General features: G+C 64.4%; 20 protein-coding genes. 17 read left to right on the forward strand and 3 right to left on the reverse strand.

What is annotated here, in order from left to right:
* Window positions 1-58 precede the first annotated feature (58 nt).
* Window positions 59-994, reverse strand: a complete 936-nt coding sequence (locus QQZ18_RS13000; protein ID WP_284541349.1) for an ABC transporter substrate-binding protein — start codon at window positions 992-994, stop codon at window positions 59-61.
* A 212-nt stretch (window positions 995-1206) separates the two neighbouring features.
* On the reverse strand, window positions 1207-1767 hold the full coding sequence (locus QQZ18_RS13005) for a cupin domain-containing protein (protein ID WP_284541873.1): 561 nt from the start codon (window positions 1765-1767) through the stop codon (window positions 1207-1209).
* Window positions 1768-2135: 368 nt separating this feature from the next.
* On the opposite strand from QQZ18_RS13005, the gene QQZ18_RS13010 reads away from it, so the two are divergent.
* The 12 genes from QQZ18_RS13010 (at window position 2136) to QQZ18_RS13065 (ending at window position 15758) form a co-directional block, all read left to right on the forward strand.
* Window positions 2136-2849 carry a FadR/GntR family transcriptional regulator gene (locus tag QQZ18_RS13010; RefSeq protein WP_284541350.1) on the forward strand — a complete coding sequence of 238 codons (714 nt, stop codon included), beginning with the start codon at window positions 2136-2138 and terminating at the stop codon, window positions 2847-2849.
* Window positions 2846-4015, forward strand: a complete 1170-nt coding sequence (locus QQZ18_RS13015) for a PLP-dependent transferase (protein WP_284541351.1) — start codon at window positions 2846-2848, stop codon at window positions 4013-4015. The genes QQZ18_RS13010 and QQZ18_RS13015 overlap by 4 nt, the downstream gene beginning before the upstream one ends.
* Window positions 4016-4193: 178 nt before the next feature.
* Complete coding sequence (locus QQZ18_RS13020) at window positions 4194-5456, forward strand: ABC transporter substrate-binding protein (RefSeq protein WP_284541352.1); 1263 nt, start codon at window positions 4194-4196, stop codon at window positions 5454-5456.
* Between the two features lie 196 nt (window positions 5457-5652).
* On the forward strand, window positions 5653-6537 hold the full coding sequence (locus QQZ18_RS13025; RefSeq protein ID WP_446728658.1) for a carbohydrate ABC transporter permease: 885 nt from the start codon (window positions 5653-5655) through the stop codon (window positions 6535-6537).
* 1 nt (window position 6538) lies between these two features.
* Window positions 6539-7372: a carbohydrate ABC transporter permease gene (locus tag QQZ18_RS13030; RefSeq protein ID WP_284541354.1), complete on the forward strand. Its 834-nt coding sequence runs from the start codon at window positions 6539-6541 to the stop codon at window positions 7370-7372.
* Window positions 7373-7382: 10 nt separating this feature from the next.
* The gene (locus QQZ18_RS13035; RefSeq protein WP_284541355.1) at window positions 7383-8450 is read left to right on the forward strand and encodes an ABC transporter ATP-binding protein; all 1068 of its coding nucleotides are present in this window, start codon (window positions 7383-7385) and stop codon (window positions 8448-8450) included.
* A 402-nt stretch (window positions 8451-8852) separates the two neighbouring features.
* Window positions 8853-9743 (forward strand): substrate-binding domain-containing protein, encoded by an 891-nt coding sequence (locus QQZ18_RS13040; protein WP_284541356.1) that lies wholly within the window; start codon window positions 8853-8855, stop codon window positions 9741-9743.
* A 108-nt stretch (window positions 9744-9851) separates the two neighbouring features.
* Window positions 9852-11366, forward strand: coding sequence for a sugar ABC transporter ATP-binding protein (locus QQZ18_RS13045; RefSeq protein ID WP_284541357.1), 1515 nt, complete (start codon window positions 9852-9854; stop codon window positions 11364-11366).
* Window positions 11363-12334: an ABC transporter permease gene (locus QQZ18_RS13050; RefSeq protein WP_284541358.1), complete on the forward strand. Its 972-nt coding sequence runs from the start codon at window positions 11363-11365 to the stop codon at window positions 12332-12334. Before QQZ18_RS13045 ends, QQZ18_RS13050 begins: the two co-directional genes overlap by 4 nt.
* Window positions 12334-13281, forward strand: coding sequence for a tagatose kinase (locus tag QQZ18_RS13055; RefSeq protein WP_284541359.1), 948 nt, complete (start codon window positions 12334-12336; stop codon window positions 13279-13281). Before QQZ18_RS13050 ends, QQZ18_RS13055 begins: the two co-directional genes overlap by 1 nt.
* A 4-nt stretch (window positions 13282-13285) precedes the next feature.
* On the forward strand, window positions 13286-14563 hold the full coding sequence (locus tag QQZ18_RS13060; RefSeq protein ID WP_284541360.1) for a D-tagatose-bisphosphate aldolase, class II, non-catalytic subunit: 1278 nt from the start codon (window positions 13286-13288) through the stop codon (window positions 14561-14563).
* Between the two features lie 25 nt (window positions 14564-14588).
* Entirely contained in the window at window positions 14589-15758 is a 1170-nt protein-coding gene (locus QQZ18_RS13065) for an aldose 1-epimerase family protein (RefSeq protein WP_284541361.1), read from the forward strand.
* Between the two features lie 78 nt (window positions 15759-15836).
* On the opposite strand, the gene QQZ18_RS13070 is transcribed toward QQZ18_RS13065, so the two are convergent.
* A complete protein-coding gene (locus QQZ18_RS13070; RefSeq protein ID WP_284541874.1) occupies window positions 15837-16853 on the reverse strand; it encodes a LacI family DNA-binding transcriptional regulator in 1017 nt (338 codons plus the stop codon).
* Between the two features lie 521 nt (window positions 16854-17374).
* Between QQZ18_RS13070 and QQZ18_RS13075 the strand changes: the two genes are divergently transcribed.
* The 5 genes from QQZ18_RS13075 to QQZ18_RS13095 all read left to right on the forward strand — a co-directional run bounded on the left by QQZ18_RS13075 (window position 17375) and on the right by QQZ18_RS13095 (window position 24396).
* On the forward strand, window positions 17375-18355 hold the full coding sequence (locus QQZ18_RS13075) for an ABC transporter permease (RefSeq protein WP_284541362.1): 981 nt from the start codon (window positions 17375-17377) through the stop codon (window positions 18353-18355).
* 128 nt (window positions 18356-18483) lie between these two features.
* On the forward strand, window positions 18484-19515 hold the full coding sequence (locus QQZ18_RS13080) for a sugar ABC transporter substrate-binding protein (protein ID WP_284541363.1): 1032 nt from the start codon (window positions 18484-18486) through the stop codon (window positions 19513-19515).
* 152 nt (window positions 19516-19667) lie between these two features.
* Entirely contained in the window at window positions 19668-21830 is a 2163-nt protein-coding gene (locus QQZ18_RS13085; RefSeq protein ID WP_284541364.1) for an ABC transporter permease, read from the forward strand.
* 2 nt (window positions 21831-21832) lie between these two features.
* On the forward strand, window positions 21833-22912 hold the full coding sequence (locus tag QQZ18_RS13090) for a hypothetical protein (RefSeq protein ID WP_284541365.1): 1080 nt from the start codon (window positions 21833-21835) through the stop codon (window positions 22910-22912).
* Entirely contained in the window at window positions 22909-24396 is a 1488-nt protein-coding gene (locus QQZ18_RS13095) for a sugar ABC transporter ATP-binding protein (protein ID WP_284541366.1), read from the forward strand. The genes QQZ18_RS13090 and QQZ18_RS13095 overlap by 4 nt, the downstream gene beginning before the upstream one ends.
* Window positions 24397-24423 lie beyond the last annotated feature (27 nt).

Raw genomic sequence — 24423 nt, forward strand, 5'->3', positions numbered from 1 at the left:
GCGACGCACGGAGACGCCGAGGATCGCCTCGACGTCCCGACCGTTCACAGAGCTCGGCTCACTCGAACATCGACTTGAAGCCGGCCACGTTGTCCTTGGTGACGATGGTCACGGGAACGTTGATGATCGGGTCGACGGTGCCACCCTTCTTGAGCGTCATCAGCGCGTCGACGGCGGCCTTGCCCTCGCCGGCCGGATCCTGCTGGACGACGGCGACGACCCAGCCTTCTTCGATGCCCTGCGCGGCCTGCTTGGTCAGGTCCCAACCGAACACCTTGACGCTGTCGGTATGGCCCTGGGCGGTGACGGCCGAAACCGCGCCGATCAGCGCCGGCTCGCCGGTGGCGTAGAGCGTGCCCATGCTCGGGTTGGCGGTCATCAGGTTCTCGGCGGCCGACAGCGCCACATCCTGAACATTCTGGCCGTCGACCGTGTCGAGGAAGGTCACATCGACGCCGCTGGCCGTGACAGCCTTCTTGAAGCCGTCGAGGCGCTGGTTCTGAATGAACGAGTTGAGCGCGCCGACGACGCCGACCGTCGCCTTGCCACCCATGCTCGCCTTGACGTAGTCGGCGTAGAACTTGCCGATGTCCTCGCCAGCCTTGGTGTTGTCGACACCGACGAAGGCGACGTTGTCGCCATCCGGGATCTGGGCGTCGATGGCGATGACCGGGATGCCGGCGGCCTTGGCGGCGGTGATGGCCGGCTTCACGCCGTTGACGTCGATGGCCACCAAGATGATGCCGTCGACCTTTTGCGTGATATAGTTCTCGATGGCGTCGTTCTGCGCGGCCGGCACGTTGTTGGCGTTGAAGATGACAAGGTCGACGCCGGCCGCCTTGGCGGCTGCCGTGGCGCCGTCGTTGATCTGGTTGAAGAACAGCGCCTGCTGATTGATGTTGACGAGCGCGAAGGTTTCGGCGGAGGCCGGCGACAAGCCGGCTACGAGAGTGGACGCGAGAAAGCTGCCCGCGAGAATCCTGGAAAGACGCATTCGGAATCCCCTTTGGTTTATGTGCCCCTTTGGGGCTTGTTGGCGTCGGATGACACGGCGCGATGATTCAAGATTGTTGATTTTGTGTCAAGTAACTTGAATGACGATTTCGGCGGCAATTCGGCCATTTCGCAGGCGTTCGCGCGGGCCGGCCATGTCGGCAGGTACCGACAGCCACCCAACATGCGGATCGAGTTCGACGATCGACGGATCTAGAAAGTCGCGGGCGTGTTGACCCAGAAAATGCTGGCTCGACGATCGCCGGCATTGCGGTAATGGTGCGGCAGATCGGAGTTGAAGGCGAAGGCGTCGCCCTCCACCAAGTGGAAACTCCGCTCGTCGACGATCAGCTCGACCTCGCCGGCAATGACGTAGCCGACCTCCTCGCCGACGTGCTGGATGGGACCGGCGCTCTCCCCACCTACCTCGACGTGGTGAATGTTGCACTGCAACAGATGGCCGGGCGAATAGGGAATGATCCGTTCGAGCGCGATGCCCTTGCCACGGCGCAACGGATCGAGCGTCAGCACGGGCCGCGTGCCGGCCCGGAAGATCATCCCTTCCTCGCCGTGGGACTCCTCGAAGAACCAGCCGATGTTCTTGTCGAGCACCTTGATGATCCGGTGGAGCATGGGCAGGGAGGGCGAGGCCTTGCCGTTCTCGATCTTCGACAGCAGGCTTTCCGAGCAGTTGGCAGCATCCGCCAGCGCCTTCAGCGTCATGCCGCGCGTCTGACGCGCCAGCTTGAGGCGCGTGCCGAGCCCGGCCGGCATGCCATGACGGATGTCTTCGGGCTGTGCGCCGGCGGCATCAACAACGACCGTGTCGTCCGTCTTCATAAAACACTTTCCTGGACAGGCAGCTCATCCCGCTGAAGCCAGCATGGAGCGAACTCGGGCGTGACGAGCCGGCCCGCGCCCTCGGGTCACCCCGCAGGCTAAGACCGTTCAGATTGAGACTCAACTCGCGGCATTCGTCAATGTGGCGGCCTGCCACCATCGAGGGAGAGATTGCCACGGCAATGCATTGGCCCATGCGCCGATCGAGCGCAAGCGGCTTGACAGGCTTCTGCCCCGTCCTCTTAATGTCAGATGTCAGACCAATTTGCCGGATGGGCTCCGGCGGTCAAAATGGCGGGCAGATGGCGGGCGACACTTCCTCCTTCGAGCGCATTCCTCGCGTCGATCGCGTCCGCAGCGTCATGAGTGCGCTCGCCGATCACATCGAGCGCGCCGGCATGAAGCCGGGTGACAAGCTGCCGACCGAGCGCGAGCTATCGCTGGCGCTTGGCGTGGGCCGGTCGACCGTGCGCGAGGTGATCCGGCAGTTGCAGGCGCTCGGCGTCGCCGAACCGCGCGTCGGTTCAGGGACCTTCCTCATCCGGACGATCACGCCGGGTACGGTCCACATGCCGCTGTCGCTGGACATGTCGCATCTGAGAGATGCGCTGTTGCAGACGTTGGAAGTGCGGCGCGGCATCGAGGTGGAGGCATCGGCGGTCGCCGCCCTGAAGCATACCCTTGAGGACGTTCCGCTGATGGAGGCGGCGCTGGTCGAGATGGAACGCGTCCACCTCGACAAGGGCACCGCCGGCCGGGAGGACCTCGCCTTTCACCTGTCACTCTACGACGCCACCCACAACCCGCTGTTTCCCCGCCTGCTCGAGCAGATGCGCGAGACGTTCGAGGGGTTCTTCGATCAACCGTTCGACCGGCCGGATTTCGCCCGGCGGTCCTTCCCGTTCCATCGCGAGCTGTTCGAGGCGATCGTCGCCCGCAACGTCGCGCTGGCGCGCGAGAAGACTTACGCGATCCTCGAAATCGTCGAGGAAGACATCAAGGACATGTCCAGATGAGTGAGGAAGCCGACCCGATCAGGCGCGCCAGCCTGATCGTCGCCCATGACGAGGCGAATGCCTACGACGCCGTGGTGCCCCCGATCGCCCAGACGTCACTGTTCACCTTCTCGTCCTACGACGAGATGAATGAGACCTACATGGGCAAGAAGACGCGGCCCACCTACACGCGCGGCCTCAACCCGACCGTCCGCCATTTCGAGGACATGATCGCGCGGCTCGAGGGCGGTGAGGATGCCATCGGCTTCGCCTCCGGCATGGCGGCGATTTCCTCGACGGTGATGACCTTCGTCCGCCCCGGCGACAAGCTGCTCTGCGTGCGCCACGTCTACCCCGATGCCTACCGTCTGTTCGAGATCCTCTTGAAGCAGTATGGCGTTCACACCGTCTATGTCGACGGTCGCGACGAGGCGGCGGTGGCCCGCGAATTGCCCGGCGCCGCGCTGTTCTATCTCGAGAGCCCGACCAGTTGGTCGATGGACGCGCTCGATGTCGCCTCCCTCGCCGCTCTCGCCCGCAAGCACGGCGTCGTCACGGCGATCGACAACAGCTGGGCGTCGCCCGTCTTCCAGCAGCCGCTGTCGCTCGGCGTCGATCTCGTGCTTCACTCGGCCTCCAAGTATATCGGCGGCCACTCGGACGTGGTCGCCGGCGTGGTGACCGGATCGAAGGCGCTGATCGGCAAGGTCCGCTCGACGACCTATCCCTATCTCGGTGGCAAGCTGTCGCCCTTCGAAGCCTGGCTCTTGATCCGTGGCCTCAGGACCCTGCCGGCCCGGATGAAGGCGCATGAGGCGGCGGCGCTCCACGTTGCCCGCAAGCTCGCCGCCCATCCGCTGGTCGAAAACGTCTTGCATCCCGGCCTCGGCAACAGTCTGCCGCCCGGCCTTCACGGCACGTCGGGCCTGTTCTCCTTCACCTTCGCCGAAGGCGTCGACATTCCGAAGTTTGCCGATGGACTGAAGCTATTCAAGCTCGGCGTCAGTTGGGGCGGCCACGAGAGCCTGATCGTTCCGGCAACCGTCGTCCACAATCAAGCGGCCGGACCGAACTCGGCGGTCGATTTCGGCATCAGCCCGCGCGTGGTGCGCCTGCACGTCGGCCTCGAAGGCGCGGAAGCGCTGTGGGCCGATCTCGGCGGGGCCATCGACGCGGCGCGCATGTAGGAGATCCATCTCCTCAACGATTTTCCGGCTTGGAGGGGCCGGCAAGGGCATCGGTGCAAATCAAAAAAACAGGGGCATCGATGCCTGATCGGCCGGGAACCGGCCGGACAAAGAAGACCGCACGGCGGGGCCTCCAGCACCCCGCCCTCATGTGGCAACCAAGGAAAGGGGAACTTTCATGAACAGGATTTTGGCTATCGCGTCGCTGTCGACGCTGCTCATGGCCGGCACAGCCCTCGCCGATACCACGCTGAAGCTGGTCGAAGTGATTACCAGCCCCGAGCGCACCGAAACGCTGAAGGGCATCGTCAAGACCTTCGAAGACGCCAACCCCGGCACCAAGGTGGAGATCATCTCCCTGCCGTGGAACCAGGCTTTCGAGAAGTTCGCCACCATGGTTTCGGCCGGCGAGACGCCCGACGTGGTCGAGATGCCCGACACCTGGCTCGCCCTCTACGCCAACAACGGCGCGCTCGAGAGCCTGGAGCCCTATCTTGCCAAGTGGGAGTATACGTCCGGCTTGACGGCGCGCGCCCTTGAAATGGGCCGCACGGTGAAGAACACCGCCTACATGCTGCCCTACGGCTTCTATCTCCGGGCGATGTTCTACAACAAGAAGCTTCTGTCCGAGGCCGGCGTCGCCGAGCCGCCGAAGACGCTCGACGAGTTCAAGGCGGCAGCCGAGAAGGTGTCGAAGCTGCCCGGCAAGTCGGGCTACTGCCTGCGTGGCGGCCCCGGCGGCCTCAACGGCTGGGTGATGTTCGGCGCGACCATGGCCGGCGACAACACGTTCTTCAAACAGGACGGCACGTCGACGTTTGCCGATGAAGGCTGGGTCAAGGGCATCAGCTACGTCATCGACCTCTACAAGTCCGGTCTTGCTCCGAAGGATAGCGTCAACTGGGGCTTCAACGAGATCGTCGGCGGCTTCTACTCCGGCACCTGCGCCTTCCTCGACCAGGATCCGGACGCGCTTATCTCCATCGCCGAGCGCATGAAGCCTGAAGATTACGGCGTCGCGCCGTTCCCGAAGGGACCGGCCGGCAAGGCCTTCCCGACCATCGGCTATGGCGGCTGGTCGATGTTCGCCAACAGCGAGCACAAGGACCTCGCCTGGAACCTGATTGCGACGCTCGAAGCGCCGGAGGGCAACATCGCCTGGAACAAGCGCATCGGCGCGCTGCCGATCCACACGGCGGCCGAAAAGGATCCGTTCTATGCCGGCGACCAGTTCAAGGGCTGGTTCCAGGAACTCAGCGATCCCGATGTCACGCCGACGGTGATGCCGACCCATCTTGAGGAGTTCGCCTTCTTCAAGGACTCGCTGGTGATCAACACTAGCCAGAAGGCGTTGCTCGGCGAGATCACGCCCGAGGACCTCGCCAAGCAGTGGGCCGACTACATGACGGCGGCGCAGCAGAAGTTCCTCGCGGCCAAGTAAGGAACGGCCTTCGCATCGGCGTTCGGCGGCCTCAGGGGCTGCCGAACGTCGTATTGCCCGCCGGCGCCTCGGCTGCGTCGGCGACCGCACCGTCGTGCTCGGCTTTTCCCGAAGTCGACCGAACACATCTGCGAGTTTCCGTCCGATGACTTCCTATTCCGCTTCGGCGCCGCCCGCCGGCGATCGCCGAACGACCATGCAGAAGGTCGCCGCTCATCTTGAGCCCTGGCTCTACTCGGCTCCGGTGCTGATCCTGATCGTCGCCATCATGCTGGTGCCGTTGGCGCTCGGCGTTTCCTATGCCTTTCGCGATATCCGTCTGCTCAACCCGTTCAGCGGCGGCTTCGTCGGCCTCAAGCATTTCCGCGAGCTCGCCAGCGACGGCGCCTTTCGCGGTGCGCTGGTCAACACGCTCTGGTGGACCTTCAGCTCGGTCATTCTGCAATTCATCTTCGGCCTGATCCTGGCGCTGCTGCTCAACCGGCCGTTCAAGGGCCGGGCTCTGGCGCAGGCGCTGTGCTTCCTGCCCTGGGCCGTGCCGAGCTTCCTCTCCGGCCTCGACTGGGCGTGGATGTTCAACCCGGTGGTCGGTCCCATTCCGCACTGGCTTTATGCGCTTGGCATCCTGTCGGAGCCCAACAACATCCTGTCCGATCCGGAAACCGCCATGTGGGGACCGATCGTCGCCAACGTCTGGTGGGGAATCCCTTTCTTCGCCATCACCATGCTGGCGGCGCTTCAGGCCATTCCGAAAGACCTCTACGAGGCGGCCGAGATCGACGGCGCCGGCCCGATCGAGCGCTTCCGGTCGATCACCGTGCCGTTCCTGGCGCCGACCATGGCCATCTCCATCCTGCTGCGCACCGTGTGGATCGCCAACTTCGCCGATCTCATCATCGTCATGACCAACGGCGGCCCGGCCGACCGGACCCAGATCGTGGCGAGCTACATCTTCACCCAGGCCTTCCGCCGGCTCGACTTCGGCTACGCCTCGGCGATCGCGCTGGTGCTCCTGGTGCTGCTGCTCGCCTATTCGATGCTGATTGTGGTCTTGCGCCAAACCATGCTGACGAGGCACTGACATGACCAGAAAGCGCATCGTCCTCACCGTGCTGCATCGGCTGGCCGTCCTCGCCTATGTGGCCTTCGCCCTGTTCCCGCTGTTCTGGCTGCTCAAGGTGTCGGTGACGCCGACCAGCCTGCTCTACACCGAGGGCATCCGGCTCTGGCCGTCGCGGGCGAGCCTCGAACACTACCAGTTCGTCCTGACCCACTCGAGCTTCCCGACCTTCTTCCTGAACTCGACCATCGTTTCGGGCGCGACGGCGGTGATCGTCACCATCGTCGCCTCGCTGGCCGGTTACGCCATGTCGCGCTTCGTCTTCCGCGGCAAGTACTGGATCGTCGGCCTGTTGCTGCTGACCCAGATGTTCCCGCTGGTGATGCTGATCGCGCCGATGTTCAAGATGCTGTCGCCGCTCGGCCTCACCAACAGCCTCACCGGCCTCGTCATCGTCTACGTCGCCTTCAACGTGCCCTTCGCCACCTTCCTGATGCAGTCGTTCTTCGACGGCATCCCGAAGGACCTCGAGGACGCGGCGATGATCGACGGCGCCACGCGTTTCACGGCGTTCCGGCAGATCATCCTGCCGCTGACGCTGCCCGGCATCGCCGCGACGCTCGGCTTCGTCTTCACGGCGGCATGGAGCGAACTGCTGTTCGCGCTGATGCTGATTTCCGGCAACCAGGCAACCACCTTCCCGGTTGGCCTCCTGTCCTTCGTCTCCAAGTTCTCCGTCGACTTCGGGCAGATGATGGCCGCTGGCGTACTGGCACTGATCCCGGCCTGCCTGTTCTTCCTTCTGATACAGCGCTATCTCGTGCAGGGCCTGACGGCCGGCGCGGTGAAGGGCTGAGGAGCGTTCCATGGCTTCCATCACCATCCAGTCGATCACCAAGACCTTCGGCACCGTGCCGGTCCTCAATGACATCGACCTCTCCATCGCCGACGGCGAGTTCGTCGTGCTGGTCGGCCCCTCCGGCTGCGGCAAGTCGACGCTGCTCAGGATGATCGCCGGGCTCGAGGACATCACGGCCGGCGAGATCCGCATCGACGATCGCCGCATCAACGAGGTTGCGCCCAAGGATCGCGACATCGCCATGGTGTTCCAGTCCTATGCGCTCTATCCGCACATGACGGTGGCCGACAACATGAGCTACAGCCTGAAGCTCAGGAAGACGGCCAAGGAAAGGATCGCCGACGCGGTCGGCGCCGCAGCCGGCAAGCTCGGCCTCGATCCGCTCCTGGAGCGCCGGCCGAAGGCGCTCTCCGGCGGCCAGCGCCAGCGCGTTGCCATGGGCCGTGCGATCGTCCGCCATCCCAAGGCCTTCCTGTTCGACGAACCGCTCAGCAATCTCGATGCCCGCCTGCGCGAGCAGATGCGCGCCGAAATCAAGCGCCTGCACAAGTCGATCGGCGCCACCTCGGTCTACGTCACCCATGACCAGATCGAGGCGATGACGCTCGCCGATCGCATCGTCGCCATGCATGGCGGCATCATCCAGCAGGTCGGCAACCCGCTCGATCTCTACGACCGCCCGGCCAACCTGTTCGTCGCCGGCTTCATCGGCTCGCCGGCCATGAACTTCGTGGAAGGACATTGCCGGTCCGGCGCCATCGAGACCGACGACGGCAGCAAGATCGCCATTCCCGACGGCATCCGGTTGACCGAGGGACAGGCGGTGACCGTCGGCGTCCGTCCCGAGCATGTGCGCGTCGTCGCCGGCCCGGAGGCAGACAGCTACGCGGCGCGCGTCGATCTGGTGGAGCCGACCGGTTTCGGCACCATCGTGCACGTTCGCCTGCTCGGCCAGGACCTCAAGATCTACACGCTGGAGCGCGGCGCCGCCGAAGTCGGCCAACCGCTGCACATCGCGCTCGACGGTACGCGCCTTCACGTCTTCGATCGGGAGACGACCAACCGCATCGGATGATTGGAAAACGGGGCTTGAAGCTCCATTGATATGCGCAAACGGTCGGCGTGAGAACGCCGGCCGTTTGCGCATCTGACCTGCCGTGTTTTGCCGTCCCAGGGAGCGACTGGCGGGCTCTCCGGGCATCTCCGATACCACAACCAAAGAACATCTCCTGCGGTGTCCGAAATTATTACGCGCGTAAAATTTCTATGTTGACATGCGACAAGATTCCATGGTGTGTTGGGCTCGCTGAAACGGAGGGCGCACCTCCGTTGGAGCACGTTCGTCAACGGGCCTTTCAAGGCCCCAACGGGCAGAGTTCCGCCATGCGGGGCTTGTCTGCCCAACCGTTCAACACCGGCCGACATGTCTCCCGACCCCGAGGATGGGTCGGAGCGGCGGCCATGTGGGAGGAACAAGATGACCATTCGTTCGCTTGCTCGCCTGGCTCTCGCCGGCTCCGCCTTCGCCTTCCTCGCCACGTCGGCCATGGCCGACGGTATCGGCGCCTCGCTGCTCACCCAGCAGCATCCGTTCTACATCGAGCTCGCCGACGCCATGAAGGCCGAGGCGACCGCTAAGGACGTAAAGCTCGAGGTGGCGATCGCCAATCAGGACCTCAACAAGCAGCTCGCCGACGTTGAGGACTTCATCGTCAAGGGCGTCGACGTCATCGTGCTGTCGCCGGTCGACAGCAAGGGCGTCAAGGCCGTGATCGAGAAGGCCCAGAAGGCCGGCATCAAGGTGATCACCGTCGACGTGCCGGCTACCGGCGTCGACGTCACGTCCTACATCGGCACCGACAACTACGCCGGTGGCGTCAAGGCCGGCGAACTGATGGCCAAGGAGCTCGGTGACAAGGGCAAGGTCGCGATCATCGACTACCCGACCGTGCAGTCGGTGGTGAACCGCATCGACGGCTTCAAGAAGGCCATCGGCGAGCACAAGGACGTCGAGATCGTCGCCCAGCAGACCGGCATCACCCGCGCCGAAGCGCTGGCCGCCGCCCAGAACATGCTGCAGGCCAATCCCGACATCCAGGGTATCTTCGGCTTCGGCGACGACGCCGCGCTGGCCGCCGCCGTGGCGGTGAAGTCGGCCGGTCTCGAGAACCAGGTCAAGGTGATCGGCTTCGACGGCATGGAAGAAGCCCGCAATGCGGTCGACACCAACCCGGTCATGGTCGGCGTCATCCAGCAGTTCCCGGGCGAGATGGGCAAGCGGGCCGTCGACACGGCCATCGACGTCATCGCCGGCAAGGAAGTTCCTGCCGAGCAGCCGATCGAGCCGGGCGTCTACACCCGCAAGTGATATAAGCTGAAGGAGCGCGGGGCAGTCTTTGGGCGGTCCCGCGCCTTTCTCAACGGCCAATCCGGCGTCAGTCGCGCCGAGGGCACTCGCGTCGGAAAGGAGGCGGGCATGTCGGCCGCGACCAGCGACGTCATTCTCAAGATCAACAACGTATCCAAGCTGTTCGGCCCGGTCGCCGCGCTCAAGAACATGCACCTCACGGTGCGCGCCGGCCGCGTTCATACGCTGCTCGGCGAAAACGGAGCCGGCAAGTCGACGCTGATGAAGATCCTGGCCGGCGTCTATTACGCCACGACCGGCGAGGTCGAGTTCTGCGGCAGCCCCTACAAGCCGGAAAATCCGCAGCAGGCGGCGGCCCGTGGCCTGACCATCGTGTTCCAGGAGCTCAGCCTCTGCAACAACATGACGGTGGCCGAGAACATCCTGGCGACCCGCGAACCCGCGGTCTACGGCTTCATCAACGATCAGGCCCTCGAACGCCGCGCTGCCGAGATCGTCCGCGACCTCGGCCTGCCGATCGACGTCACCGAGAAGGTCGGCAATCTCTCCATGGCCCAGCGCCAGCTCGTCGAGATCGCCAAGGGGCTGTCGATCCCCAATCCACGCCTCGTCATTCTCGATGAACCGACCTCCTCTCTCACCGATGCCGAGACGGAGATTCTGTTCTCGATCATCGGCCGCCTCAAGGCCAAGGGCGTCGCCGTCATCTACATCTCGCACCGCATGGAAGAGATCATGCGGCTTTCCGACGACATCACCGTCATCCGCGACGGCGAGTTCATCGCCACCCGGCAGCGCGAGGACGTCACCATCGACGAGCTGATCGCCATGATGGTCGGACGGCAGATGAACGAGATCTACCCGCCGCGCCTCACCGCCGCGCCGGCGACAAGCGAAGCGCCGGTCCTCTCCGTCGAGGGGTTCAGCCGTTCGGGCGAGTTCGAGGATGTCTCCTTCGACGTGCGCAAGGGCGAGATCCTCGGCTTCTTCGGCCTGATCGGCTCCGGCCGTTCGGAGATGATGAACGCGTTGTTCGGCATGAAGGCCGCCACCGGCAGCATCCGCATCGATGGCGAGACGGCAAACATCTCGTCGCCAGTCGACGCCATCGGCCGTCGCATCGCCTTCGTCACCGAGAACCGCAAGGAAGAGGGGCTCGTCCTCGCCCATAGCGTGGAATGGAACATCTCCATGGCGGCGCTCGGCCGCTTCGCCGCGTCGCTCGGCTTCATGCGCAAGCGGCAGGAGCGCAAGGCGGCGCTGGACGAAGTCGGACGGCTGACCATCAAGACGGCGTCGGTCGACACGCCGGTCGGCTCGCTTTCCGGCGGCAATCAGCAGAAGGCGGTCCTCGCCAAGTGGCTGTTGACCCAGCCGCGCATCCTGATCCTCGACGAGCCGACGCGCGGCGTCGACGTCGGCGCCAAGTTTGAAATCTACAAGATCATCCGCCAGCTGGCGGCCGAGGGTACGGCGATCCTGCTGGTCTCCTCCGAGCTGCCGGAAGTCCTCGGGATGAGCGATCGCCTCGTCGTCATGCACGAGGGCCGGCTCAGCGCCACGCTCTCCGGCGGCGCGACTCCCGAAACGGTCATGGCCCACGCGACAGGTATCACGTCATGAGCGAAGAGAAACACGTAAGCCTCGCCCAGAAGCCCTATGCCAAGCTGCTTCGGCAGTATGGCGGCATCCTGGTTTCCCTGGTCGTCCTCTGCATCATCTTCTCGGTGATGAACCCGCGCTTCATGACGGTTGCCAACTTCATGAACGTGCTGCAGCAGATCGCGGTGATCGCCATCGCGGCCTTCGGCATGACCTGGGTGATCCTGCTCGGCGAGATCGACCTCTCCATCGGCTCGATCATCGCCGTCGCCGGCATGGCCGCCGCGCAGGCCTTTCTGGCCGGCTTCGGCTTCATGCCGACGCTGGTGCTGACGCTGCTGGCCGGCGCGGCGATGGGTCTTGCCAACGGCGTGCTCACCGCCAAGCTCGGACTGCCATCGTTCATCGTGACGGTGGCGACGATGGGCATCTTCCGCGGCCTCGTCAGTCTGCCGACCAACGGCGCACCGGCGATGATCGAGGATCCCACCTGGATCGCCATCGGCGCAGAGAGCTTCGTCGGCCTGCCGATCATCATCTGGATCGTCGTGGTGCTGTTCGTCTTCAACCATGTGCTCCTGTCGAAGACGACCTTCGGTCGCCGTGCCTATCTCACCGGCGGCAACCGCGAAGCGGCTGTCTATTCGGGCATCAAGGTCGACCGGGTGAAGATCACCATCTTCATGATCTCCGGCATCATGGCGGCGATCTCCGGCATCCTCCTGTCCTCGCGCCTCTATTCAGCGCAGACCAACGCCGGCACCAGCTACGAGCTCGACGCCATCGCGGCGGCCGTCCTTGGCGGCACCAGCCTTGCCGGCGGCGTCGGCACCATGATCGGCACCCTCATCGGCGCGCTGATCATCGGCATCATGAACAACGGCATGAACATGCTGTCCGTTCCCTACTTCTATCAGTTGATCGTCAAGGGCATGGTCATCCTGCTGGCCGTCTGGCTTGACGTTCGCTCCAAGCGGGCCAAGCAGTAATGGGTCAGAGCAAGGTTCTCACCATCGGCGAAGTGCTGGTGGAAATCGTCGCGACCGAACGCGGCAACGGATTCCGCGAACCGGTCAAGCTGATCGGCCCCTTCCCCTCCGGCGCGCCGGCCATCTTCATCGATCAGGTCGGCAAGCTCGGGCAGGCGTCGGCGATCATTTCGCGGGTTGGAGAAGACGATTTCGGCCACGTCAATCTGGAGAGGCTGAAGCGCGACGGCGTGGACGTCTCGGGTATCGAGGTCGATCCGCTCGGCACCACCGGCAGCGCCTTCGTGCGCTACCGCGAGGATGGCGGTCGCAACTTCGTGTTCAACATCCGCCACAGCGCCTGCGGCACCATCGCCCTCAAGGGGCCGGCCGCGGCTCTGGTCGAGACCTGCACCCACATGCATGTCATGGGCTCGTCGCTCTACGCGCCGAGCGTCGTCGAAGCGGTTCTCAAGGCGACGCGGACGATCAAGGCCAAGGGCGGCACCGTGTCGTTCGACCCCAACCTCCGCGCCGAGATCCTGAACAGCCCCGGCATGCGCGAAGCGCTGGCCGTCGTACTGGCCGAAACCGACCTGTTCCTGCCGAGCGGCGAGGAACTGTTCCTGTTCTCGCCGGCCGACAGCGAGAAGGAAGCCGTCGCCAACCTTCTGAAGGGCGGCGTCAAGGCGGTGGTTCTGAAACGCGGCGCGGCCGGCGCCACATACTTCGATGCGACCGGCGAGGTCAGCCTGCCGGGATTCCGGGTGACGGAAGTCGATCCCACCGGGGCCGGCGACTGCTTCGGCGCCACTTTCGTCACCTTCTGGCTTGCCGGCGCCGATCCCGAGACGGCGCTCCGCTATGCCAATGCCGCCGGTGCCCGCGCGGTCACCCGTTCCGGCCCGATGGAAGGCGCGTCGACCCGCGCCGAACTCGACGCATTGATTGCCGAACAGAGGAGCTGAAGACATGGCTACCAACCCGCTCAGCGACATTTCCACGTGGCGCTTCCGTGCGTCGGGCCTGCGCGGCATTCCGTCGATCTGCTCGGCCCACCCCGTGGTGATCGAGGCGGCCATGCGCCATGCCGCCCGCCTCGGCCTGCCGGTGCTGATCGAGGCGACCTGCAACCAGGTCAACCAGGATGGCGGCTACACCGGGATGACGCCGCGAGACTTCCGCAACTTCGTGGAAGCGATCGCCAAGCGGGTAGGCTTCCCGTTCGACCGCGTCATCCTCGGCGGCGACCATCTTGGTCCCAACCCGTGGAAGAAGCTGCCGGCCACCGAGGCCATGGACAAGGCCAAGGTGATGATCGACGCCTTCGCCAGGGCCGGGTTCACCAAGCTTCATCTCGACACCTCGATGGGCTGCGCCGGTGAGCCGGTGGCCCTCGCCGATGCGCTGACCGCCGAACGGGCGGCGGCGCTCGCCACCGTCGCCGAAGCGGCAACCAAGGATGCCGCCGTCAAGCCGGTCTACATCGTCGGCACCGAGGTGCCGATCCCCGGCGGCGCCATGGAAGAGATCGAGGAACTGGAAGTCACCAAGCCCGAGGCGGCGCGCGAGACGATCCGCGTCCACCGCGAGGCCTTCGCCAAGGCCGGCATCGCCGACGCCTTCGACCGCGCCGTCGGCGCGGTGGTGCAGCCCGGCGTCGAGTTCGGCAACCACAATGTCGTCGCCTTCGATGTCGACAAGGCGGCTTCTCTCTCGGCAACGCTGTCCGAACTGAAGGGGTTCGTCTTCGAGGCGCACTCCACCGACTACCAGACGCCCGAGGCGCTGAAGGCGCTCGTCGACAACGGGTTCTCCATCCTCAAGGTCGGCCCGGCCCTGACCTTCGCGCTGCGCGAAGCGCTCTACGGCCTCGACCACATCGCCGAGGTTCTTTACGCCGGACGCCGCAAGGAGACGCTCGCCGCCACCTTCGAGCGGGTGATGCTCGCCCATCCCGACAACTGGGCGAAGTATTACTTCGGCACGCCCGACGAGCAGCGTCTGCAGCGGCACTTCAGCTACTCGGACCGCATCCGCTACTACTGGCCGGAGCCGGAAATCGCCAAGGCCGCCGAGGACCTCCTCGCCCTCTTCGGCACCACGCCCATTCCCGAGACGCTGATCTCCCAGTATCTGCGTGGCGTCTATGAGGGTGTCCGGCGCGACCGGGTCGAGCCCACCGCCCACGGCCTCTCCCTGGCCATGGTCGATCTCGTGCTCGACGACTACTTCAAGGCCTGCCTCTGAGGCGGCCAAACAGGACGCAAGGCAAATGGATGACATCATCTTCACGCTGACCGACACGGCCGGCGGGCTTGAGGTTGCCGATTGGTCGGTCACCTCCGGCGAGCTCGGTCTCAAGGGCGACACGCCTTTCGAGATCGTCAAGAGGACGCTGCACGGCGGCCGGCAGGAGGGCAGCACGCTCGTCACCATTCGGGCCGGACGCCTCGCGGTGACCGTCATCCCGACGCGCGGCATGGGCATCCTGAAGGCGAGCCTCGACGGCGTCGACTTCGGCTGGGCGTCGCCGATCGACGAGGTCGTGCATCCCTCGTTCATCCGCCTCGGCGAGCGCAATGGCCTCGGTTGGCTCGAAGGCTTCAACGAGCTGATGGTGCGCTGCGGCTACGAGTGGACCGGCCACCCGATGGTCGACGGCGACAAGGTCTATACGCTGCACGGCCGGGCCGGCAACACGCCGGCCTCCAAGGTCGAGGTGCGCATTTCGCGTGAGGCGCCTCATCGCATCACGCTGTGCGGGCTCATCAAGGAGAAGGCATTCAAGAACGTCGAGTTCGAGACCTTCACCGAATTGACCGTCGTGCCAGGCGACACCGGGTTCTCGCTCGACGACCGGTTGGTCAACCGCGCCGACTATGCCCACTCCTACGAGGTGATCTACCACACCAACGTCGGGCGTCCGGTGCTGGAGGAAGGCGCCCGCGTCGTCGGGCCGTTCACCCACGTCACCCCGTTCAACGACGCCGCCAAGCCCGACCTCGCGAGCTGGGACCTCTATCGCGGTCCGACGCGCGATTTCGACGAGATGCTCTATGCCTGCGAGCTTGCGGCCGGTGCCGACGGCCGCACCGAGGTGGCACTGATCAATGCCACGGAAACGCTTGGCTTCTCGGTGACCTACCATGTCGAGGAAATGCCGGCCTTCACGCTCTGGAAGAACACCGACACCGACAGGCAGGGCTATGTGACCGGGCTGGAGCCGGGCTCCAACTACCCATATCCGCTGCCGGTCGAGCGGGCCGCCGGCCGGCTCAAGACGCTGGAGCCGGGCGGAGAAGCCCGCTTCCGCATTCGTTTCGATCTCCTGACCGGCACGTCCGCCGTCACGGCCTGCGCCGCCCGCATCGACAAGCTCAAGGCTGGCGTTGGCGTGACCGTGCACAACGAACCTATCCTGCGCAGCCAGACAAAAGCCTGACAAATAGACCGCTAGCCGCGCACCCTCCCCATGCCCAGGCATGGGGAGGGTTCTTTTTTGTGCGGAGAAGGAAACCGGTCAGGCCGACGTGCGCAGCATGATCTCGGCGTTGAGCAGCACGCGCTCGTTCGGCCGGGGTTCGACGTCCTCATCGAAGCGGGCATTGATCTTGTGCAGCAGCAACTCCACGGCGATGCGGCCGATTTCGTTGTAGTTCTGCGCGACGGTGGTCAGCGGCGGGCAGGTGTAGCGCGACAGCGGATGGTCGTCGTGTCCGGCGATACGCAGGTCGCAATCGTCGCCCCGCCCGACCTTGAGGCCGGCCTGATAGGCGGCGGCGAGAACGCCGAAGGCGATACGGTCGTTGGCGCAGAGTACCGTTCGCGTGGGAAAACCGCCCTCTGCCAGAATGCGGCACGTCTCGGTGAAGCCGAAGCGCTCGAAGTCCCAGGAGGTGTCCGGCAGCGTCGCCACGTAGCGCGGCTCCAGCTTCAGGGCCTCCATCGCCAGACGATAGGCTTCCCGACGCTCGCCGGCATTGCGGTTGACCGAGGGCATGCCGAAATAGCAGGGCGCGTCGCCCGAGCGCGACAGATAGTCGACGATGAGACGGAAGCTCTGACGGTTGTCGGTGCCGACGAAGGCCGAGGCGGCGTCGAGCTGCGAGTCGACGTAGATGAGCGGGATGCTGGCACCCAGCCGGGCCAACTTCTCGAGATGGGACTGCACGCCGAGCGGCGCGATGACGGCGCCGGCGACGTTCATTGCCTTGAAGGTCTCGATCGCCCGTTCCTCGAGCTTCGGCTTGCCATCGGACGAGAGAACGAAGGCAAGATAGCCGGCTTCCTCGGCCAGAACCTCGACGCGCCTCGTCAGCGCCATGTAGAACACGTCGGTCGAGTTGGGGATGATGATGCCGAGGATGTTGGTGCGCCGGCGATTGAGGTTCACTGCGAACAGGTTCGGCCGAAAACCGGATTCCTTGATCGCCTTCTCGATGGCTTCACGCGTCTGGCGCCGGACGGAGTTGGGGTCGTTGAAATAGCGGGAAACGGTTGGACGCGACAGACCGACGTAGTCGGAGAACTCTTCCATCGTTCGGATTGTCGTGGTCACTCTGCCATCCCCGTTCCACCCGCAACCGGAGCACCACAGCCATTGTAAATGCTTCCATGGCGGGGCGCCATTCATGAGATTGCCGCCCAGAAGTCGGAACGAGCAAGTGCGCTTTTCAACTGAGGAATCTTGCAGTCACCATTCCTCACGTCAAGTTCATTTTTTTCGCGCGTAAAAATACTTCTTCGGCGTCACTGATGCGAATCTTGCCTTGATGCGGCGGGCGCATGCACCCCGTAACCTGTGCACAAAATTGAAACGGAGTTGATGCTCGCGCCTCTCCCCGTTCGCGGTCGCCCACAAAAACCTACTGCTCTCAATCGCCTTTTCCGCGCAAAGACATTCCGAAAAATTCGCCTCCAGCGAACCTCCTTTCCGTTCCTTGCGCAATTCGCCCCTCTTATTCCCATTTCGCATCATTCTTGATCCGAAAAATGCATTGGACGCATTTATGCCGGCCTTTTAGGCTGACTTTGTTTTCAGCAGAGAGAGTTGGCGGCATGTCCGTTCTGAAGTCCGGAACGCTCAGCCAGGAGCGCATCGTTTTCCTGTTCGCCGTCGTATTGTTCGCCGCTTATGCCGTTCTTCTCGACGGCTTCCTGGCGCCGAACAATTTGGTGGCCATCCTGCGGTCGGTATCGGTGCTGGGCATTCTCGCCGTCGGCATGGGCATCGTGGTGATCGGCCGGGGCATTGACCTCTCGATGGTCGCGGTGATGGCCATGGCCACCGCCTGGCAGCTTGCGATGATGAACGCCGGTACGTCGCCGCTTGTCGCCACGGCCATCGTATTTGCCGGTGTGGTGGCGGTGGGCATCATCAACGGGCTGCTGATCGCCTATGCCGAAGTGCCGGCAGTGTTTGCCACGCTCGCCACCGCCAGCTTCGTGTTCGGCCTCGTCCGTTCGCGTTTCATCGTGCAGGACGCCGTGCCGGTGCCGCCGTCGGCTTCATTCATCCTGGAGTTCGGACAGGCACGGTTCGCGCACATGCCGATCGAAGTGTTGATGTTCGCCGCTGCCGCCTTCCTGAGCTTTGTCGCGCTACGTTTCACCAAGTTCGGCCGTTACGTCTACTATATGGGCGACAACTATCAGGCGGCCCGCACCATGGGCATCCCGGTGCGGCCGATGATCATCGGCCAGTATGTGGCATCGGCGCTGATCGCCTGGCTGGCCGGCCTGATCACCGCCGCCGGCCTGCAGTCGATCAATACCCGCGTCGTCAACTCGACGCTGCTCTATGACGTCATCCTCGTGGTGGTGATCGGTGGCATCGGCCTTTCCGGCGGCAAGGGCGGCATGCGCAACGTCGTCATCGGCGCCTTGCTGATCGGCATCATGCTCAATGGCATGACCATTCTCGACCTGCCGAACATCTACCAGAACCTGATCAAGGCTACGATCCTGCTCGTCGCCCTGGTCATCGACAGCCGCCTCAACCCGCGCGACGAACAGGTCGGGCAGCAAGGAGACATATGATCCTCTTCCGGCCGTCGCGACGCGACGTACCACCGGAAAACGGGCAGGAATTGGAAAGCCATCGCTTGGCTCGAGGGGGGCGAAGCGATGCACTCACCGGGTAGGAAACCCTTGAAAAGGAACCACTCATGACGATCAAGACAAAGCTGGCGCGGACACTTGCCGCCGCCCTCTGCCTCGCCACCCTGCCCGCGTTCGCCCAGGAAACCGGCGACCCCGGCCCGGCCTATGTCCAGCAGTCGCTGGCCGGCAAGAAGGTGGTGCTGATCCCGCTCGCGCTCGGCTTCGACCTGGCGCAGGGCTGGAACCACTATATCGGCAGCGAGGTGCGCGGCTTCGGCGGCGTCTGGGAAACCCGCGATCCCAACTGGGATACGGCGGCTGGTGCCCAGGCGATCACCGATCTGATCTCTTCGGCTGACAAGCCGGCGGCGATCCTCGTCCACACGCCCGACCTCACGTCCTATTCCAAGCTGTTCAAGCGCGCGCAAGACGCCGGCATCTTCGTGATCCAGGTCGACAACCGCTCGAACTTTGCCTCCGACGCCTTCGTCGGCTCCAACTGGGAGACACTGGGCGAACTTGAAGCCAAAGCTGCCGTCGCGGCTTGCGGCGACGGCTCGTCGAAGAAGATCGGCCTCATCCAGGGCGACCAGGTCAACTCGTCGTCGCTCGACCAGTATGCCGGCATCGCCAAGGTGCTGAAGGACCATCCCGACTTCGAGATCGTCGGCGCGCCGGACAGCAACTGGGACGTCACCACTGCCCGCAACGTCGCGACGACGCTGCTGCAGCAGCATCCGGAAGTCTGCTCGATCATCGACTTCTGGGACAACACCGCCGCCGGTACCGCCGCAGCGATCCGCGACGCCGGCCTTCAGGATAAGGTCAAACTGGTCACCACCGGCGGTGGCGAGGAGCTCGACTGCAAGGCGCTGGAAGACGGCACCTTCCACGCCGTCGTCATGACCGACGTCAAGGGACAGTCGCGCGACATCTCGGCACTGCTGAAGTTCCTGCTTCAATCCGGTCTCAAGCCGGGTCAGGCCAAGAGCTGGATCTACACGCTGGAGACCGCCACCACCAAGGCCGACCTCAAGCCCGGCACCTGCTGGAGTCTCAAGGACGTGCAGGCCGCCGAAGCTGCGCTTGCCAAGTAAAGGTGCAGACGACCGCTCTTCCTCTTCGAGCCGGGAGAGCGGCGTGCGTCAAGCGGAGGCGGCCGAGCCAGCGGCCGCCTCCATCCCTCGTTTCGAATGCGGACTATCCGATCCGGTAGCACCGGCCGGATGATCGATCAGGTGGAAGTCTCATGCGCCTACCCGAGAGCCTGTCGCGCTTTTTCTACAACGCGATTCCCTCCCACCTCGTCGGCGAGATTCTAACCAAGCGCTGGGCCGATAACCTCGTGCCCTTCCTGCTGCTGTCGGCCGTCATCGCCATCTTCGGAACAGCGATCAATGGCTTCTTTGCGCCCGCCAGCCTGCTGGACACGACGCGCCAGCTCGGCGAGTTCCTGATCGTCGTCATTGGTCTTACCATCGTCATGCTCGGTGGCGGCATCGACCTCTCGGTCGGCTCGATCTACGCACTCTCCGTGTTCATGTCGGTGGTCGGAATCTATCTCTGGGAGCTGCCGGCATCGCTCGCTCTCGTCCTGGCGATTGCCACCGGCGGCCTTTGCGGCGCCTTCAACGGCGTGCTGATCGGCTATCTGCGCCTGCGCGCCTTCCTGACGACGCTGGTCACGCTGATCATGGGCAGGTCGCTCTACGACATCCTGATCATCGCCTGGGGCAAACAGCTTCAGATGTCGCCGATCCTCAACGATCAGTTCGATTACATCGGCACCGGCTCGCCCGTCGGTCTGCCGGTGTCGATCCTGATTGCGGGCGCGTTTGCGCTTTTGGCCCACGTGCTGCTCAGCCGCTCACGGCTCGGCTGGCACATTTCCGCCGTCGGCGGCTCGCGCCGCTCGGCCTTCAACGCCGGCATTCCGGTGCGCCGTACGGTGTTCCTCACCTATGTCATCTCCGGCCTCAGCGCGGGCATTGCCGGCTTCCTGTTTGCCGCCCGGCTTTCGGGCGCGGGGCCTGGCACCGGTTCCGGGCTCGAACTTGCCGCGCTGACCGCCGCCGTGGTTGGCGGCAACTCGCTGGGCGGAGGCCGAGGTTCGATCGCCAAAGGCCTGATGGGTGCCATTGCCGTGCTGACCATGACCAACGGCCTGATCCGCCTCGGCTACGGCACCGGCTCCAACCAGTTGGTCCTCGGCTTCATGCTGGCCTTCGCCGTGGTGCTCGATATCCGTTGGGCGAAGAACCGCCACAAGGTGCTGGCCGAGGTCTACGTCGCTCCGGTTCATCACCGGATGAGCGGCGACGAGTCGGCTCTGCCCAACGGCGGCGGCGCCTACGCCCTCAATGACCATCTGTCGGAAGCCTCGCCTATTGCCCTTGGCGAGGTGGAAGGGCCCGAGGACGTCATTCTCGACGAGGACGGCAACCTCTATGCCGGCACGCGCCATGGCGAGATCGTTCGCTGGTTCGGACCCGACTACAAGCGCTCGGAAGTGTTCGCCCATATCGGCGGCTTCCCACTTGGTCTCGCCATGGACAGCGATGGCTCGATCAAGACCTGCGTTGGTGCCATGGGTCTGTATTCCATCGCCAAGGACGGCGAGGTGACGCGGCTTTCCACCGAGACCAACCGATCCTGGGTTTCCGTGGTCGATGACGCTCGCCTGCGCGACCCCAATGACTGTGACATCGGCCCGGACGGGCGCGTCTGGTTCACCGACTCCACAACCCGCTACGACGCCCACGACTGGGTGCTCGACTCCATCGAGAGCCGCCCGACCGGCCGCCTGCTGGTCTACGATCCGAAGACCGGCCGCACCAGGACCGTGCATGACGGATTGCGCTATGCCAACGGGGTCTGCCTCGCTCACGATGGCCGGTCGATCCTGATCGCCGAGAGCTGGGCCTGCTCGGTGCATCGCTACTGGATCGAGGGACCGAAAGCCGGCACCCTGGAGTGCCTGATCGCCGACATGCCCGGCTATCCCGACAACATCAATCGCGCCTCCGATGGCTGCTACTGGATGGCTTGGCTTGGGGTGCGGACGCCCACCTTCGATTTGTCGCTGCGCCACCCCGGCTTCCGCAAGCGCATGACGCGCCGCCTGCCGGGCGACGACTGGCTATTCCCCAACATCAACACCGGCGGTGTCATCAAGTTCGACGAGACCGGCCGCATCGTCGGCACGCTCGGCGATCTCACCGGCAAGAACCACCCGATGGTCACTTCGATGCGCGAGCACAAGGGCGAACTGTTCGTCGGCGGCATCCTCAACAACCGTATTGGCCGGTTCAAGATTCCGGGCGCCGACCCGAACTGGACCAGTTGGAAGTCCTACTGGGACGGCAAGACGCCATCCGTCGCCGAGATCGCCCTTCCCCAAGGGAGGGCCTGAACATGTGGTGGGACGCTCTTCTGGATCCCTTCCGCGGCAAGGCTGTGACCATCCCGCCGATGGATGGTGCCTTCCGGCCCAACACGCTTCTTGAGACCGCCGAGACCTTTGCCGAAGTGGCGCATCCCGAGGCTCTTCTCGTTTACGAGGGACGGCTTCTGGTCGCCTCGGGAGCCGACCTTCTCGCCTTCCCTCTGGAGGGCGGCGCGCCGACCCTATTTCGCCGCTTCGAAACCACCATTTCTGCCCTGGGGGCCTTTCCGGACGGTGGTCTGGCTATTGCTCTTGTTGCTGGCGAAATCCGCTTCTTGGGTGGTCGCTTTGACGGACGCATCATCACCGAGGTGGCCGGCCGCCGCATCCATGCACCGACCGCGCTTGCGACGGCCGGCGAAGGCGTTGTCTACGTGGCCGACGGTTCGACCCGTTTCGCCGCCGACGACTGGCAAAGCGACCTGATGGCCTACGGGACGAGCGGCGCCGTGCTTCGGCTCGACCTTGCGGAAGGGGAAGGCCGGATCCTTGCCGATGGGCTTGCCTGGCCAGCCGGCCTGCTCGTCGAACCCGACCGGTCGGTGATCGTGTCCGAAGCTTCGCGCCACAGGCTCCTCCGCATCACCGGCGACGGTCGCTCAAAACCCCAGCCGGTGCTCTCCAACCTGCCCGGTTATCCGGCACGACTGGCACGCGCCACCACCGGTGGCATCTGGCTGACGCTGATGGCGCCGCGCAACCGTCTTGTCGAACTGGTGCTGACCGAGCGCGCTTATCGCGAGGACATGGTCGCGACGGTTCCCCGCGATCTCTGGATCGCGCCGCAGATGAGTTCAGGCAACTCCTTTCTCGAACCGCTGCAATGCGGCGGCGTGGTCACCATGGGTGTGCGCAAGCCCTGGGCGCCGGGACGCTCCTATGGCCTGATCGCCCGCCTCGACGATCACTTCCGCCCGATATCCAGCCTGCATAGCCGGGCCGACGGCAGGCGGCACGGCATCAAGGACATGGTTGAAATCGGCGGCGTGCTGTTTGCCGCCTCGCGTGGCGGCAACGCCGTCCTCGAGATCGAGACAGGTGCGGCATGACGCTGATCGAGACGCGCGCCCTTTCCAAGAGCTATCGCGGCAACCTCGCCGTCGACGCCGTCGATTTCGATATTGCCGAGGGCGAAGTGCATGCGCTTCTCGGCGAGAATGGCGCCGGCAAGTCGACGCTGACCAAGATGATCGCCGGCGTGGTGCCGCCGTCGTCGGGCGAGATCCTGCTCGACGGCAAGCCGGTCACTTTCGACGGCCCGGCGGATGCGCTGAAGCAGGGCATCGCCATGGTGTTCCAGGAAACCTCACTGGTACCGTCGATGACGGTGGCGCAGAACCTCTATCTCGGCGACGAGAAGTTCCTGAACCGGCTGCGCGGCGTCGCCATCTCGGCGCAGCAGTTCCTGCAATCGCTGAACTTCACTGTCGATCCGACGGCGACGGTGGCCACCTTGGGCGCCGCCAAGCGGCAGATGGTGGAGATCGCCCGCGCCGTGCGCCTCAAGGCGCGGATCATCATCTTCGACGAACCGACGGCAACACTCACTCCCGAAGAGAAGCGTCACTTCTTTGCGCTCGTTCGCCGGCTCAAGGAACGCAAGGTGGCGGTGATCTTCATCAGCCACGCGCTCGAAGAGGCGCTGCAGATCTCCGACCGCATCACGGTGATGCGCGACGGTGCTCGCGTCGTCACCGACGTCACGGCCAACTTCACCCGCGAGACCATCGTTCGCGCCATGGTCGGCCGCACGCTGGCCGGCAGCGATGCCAAGCGCAAGACGACCGTCCGGCCGGTCGGCGACAAGGTGCTGTCAGTTCAGGACCTTTCGATGGGAGCGATCGTCAAGAACACCTCCTTCTCTATCTTCGCCGGCCAGATCACCGGCCTGTTCGGCCTCGTCGGCTCCGGGAGAACCGAAACGGCCAAGATCATCGCCGGCGTGATGAAGCGCGACTTCAATCGCGGCGGAGAGGTGGCGCTGGATGGCCAGCCCGTGCGCTACAACACGCCGCGACCGGCGATGCAGGACGGCATTGTCTATGTCACTGAGGACCGGAAGCTCGAAGGCTTCTTCGAAACCATGTCGATCGCCGAGAACCTCTATTCCGGCCATCTTGCAGCCGGTGAAAACAAGATACCGGTGGTCAGCCGGGCCGAGATGACGCGTCTCGCCGAGAGTTGGAGCCGCACGCTCAACATTCGGGCGATCAATCCCGATGCGCGCGTCGTCGAACTCAGCGGCGGCAACCAGCAGAAGGTGGTGATCGGCAAGGGCCTCGTGCAGAAGCCCCGCCTCGTCATCTTCGACGAGCCGACGCGCGGAGTCGACGTGGCGGCGATCGCCGAGATCCATCACCTGATCGAAAAGCTCGCCGACGACGGGCTCGCGGTGGTGGTGATCTCGTCCTATCTGCCGGAAATCCTGAAACTCTCCGACCGTATCCTGGTCTGCCGCCAGGGTCGCGTGGTCGAGGAATTCTCCCCGCTGGACGCCAGCGAGGAGCGCATCATGTACGCCTCCGTCCATTGACGAGAAGCGCAAAAACAAGAGGAAAGC

The organism is Pleomorphomonas sp. T1.2MG-36 (genome assembly GCF_950100655.1).
In the GTDB taxonomy this organism is placed as follows: Bacteria; Pseudomonadota; Alphaproteobacteria; order Rhizobiales; family Pleomorphomonadaceae; genus Pleomorphomonas.

Coding starts and splice junctions, on each gene's coding strand:
- QQZ18_RS13065 (WP_284541361.1), top strand. CDS start 14,589: ATGGATGACATCATCTTCACGCTGACCGACACGGCCGGCGGGCTTGAG.
- QQZ18_RS13010 (WP_284541350.1), top strand. CDS start 2,136: ATGGCGGGCGACACTTCCTCCTTCGAGCGCATTCCTCGCGTCGATCGC.
- QQZ18_RS13070 (WP_284541874.1), bottom strand. CDS start 16,853: ATGGAAGAGTTCTCCGACTACGTCGGTCTGTCGCGTCCAACCGTTTCC.
- QQZ18_RS13020 (WP_284541352.1), top strand. CDS start 4,194: ATGAACAGGATTTTGGCTATCGCGTCGCTGTCGACGCTGCTCATGGCC.
- QQZ18_RS13035 (WP_284541355.1), top strand. CDS start 7,383: ATGGCTTCCATCACCATCCAGTCGATCACCAAGACCTTCGGCACCGTG.
- QQZ18_RS13075 (WP_284541362.1), top strand. CDS start 17,375: ATGTCCGTTCTGAAGTCCGGAACGCTCAGCCAGGAGCGCATCGTTTTC.
- QQZ18_RS13060 (WP_284541360.1), top strand. CDS start 13,286: ATGGCTACCAACCCGCTCAGCGACATTTCCACGTGGCGCTTCCGTGCG.
- QQZ18_RS13085 (WP_284541364.1), top strand. CDS start 19,668: ATGCGCCTACCCGAGAGCCTGTCGCGCTTTTTCTACAACGCGATTCCC.
- QQZ18_RS13095 (WP_284541366.1), top strand. CDS start 22,909: ATGACGCTGATCGAGACGCGCGCCCTTTCCAAGAGCTATCGCGGCAAC.
- QQZ18_RS13040 (WP_284541356.1), top strand. CDS start 8,853: ATGACCATTCGTTCGCTTGCTCGCCTGGCTCTCGCCGGCTCCGCCTTC.
- QQZ18_RS13025 (WP_446728658.1), top strand. CDS start 5,653: ATGCAGAAGGTCGCCGCTCATCTTGAGCCCTGGCTCTACTCGGCTCCG.
- QQZ18_RS13005 (WP_284541873.1), bottom strand. CDS start 1,767: ATGCCGGCCGGGCTCGGCACGCGCCTCAAGCTGGCGCGTCAGACGCGC.
- QQZ18_RS13050 (WP_284541358.1), top strand. CDS start 11,363: ATGAGCGAAGAGAAACACGTAAGCCTCGCCCAGAAGCCCTATGCCAAG.
- QQZ18_RS13045 (WP_284541357.1), top strand. CDS start 9,852: ATGTCGGCCGCGACCAGCGACGTCATTCTCAAGATCAACAACGTATCC.
- QQZ18_RS13090 (WP_284541365.1), top strand. CDS start 21,833: ATGTGGTGGGACGCTCTTCTGGATCCCTTCCGCGGCAAGGCTGTGACC.
- QQZ18_RS13080 (WP_284541363.1), top strand. CDS start 18,484: ATGACGATCAAGACAAAGCTGGCGCGGACACTTGCCGCCGCCCTCTGC.
- QQZ18_RS13030 (WP_284541354.1), top strand. CDS start 6,539: ATGACCAGAAAGCGCATCGTCCTCACCGTGCTGCATCGGCTGGCCGTC.
- QQZ18_RS13000 (WP_284541349.1), bottom strand. CDS start 994: ATGCGTCTTTCCAGGATTCTCGCGGGCAGCTTTCTCGCGTCCACTCTC.
- QQZ18_RS13015 (WP_284541351.1), top strand. CDS start 2,846: ATGAGTGAGGAAGCCGACCCGATCAGGCGCGCCAGCCTGATCGTCGCC.
- QQZ18_RS13055 (WP_284541359.1), top strand. CDS start 12,334: ATGGGTCAGAGCAAGGTTCTCACCATCGGCGAAGTGCTGGTGGAAATC.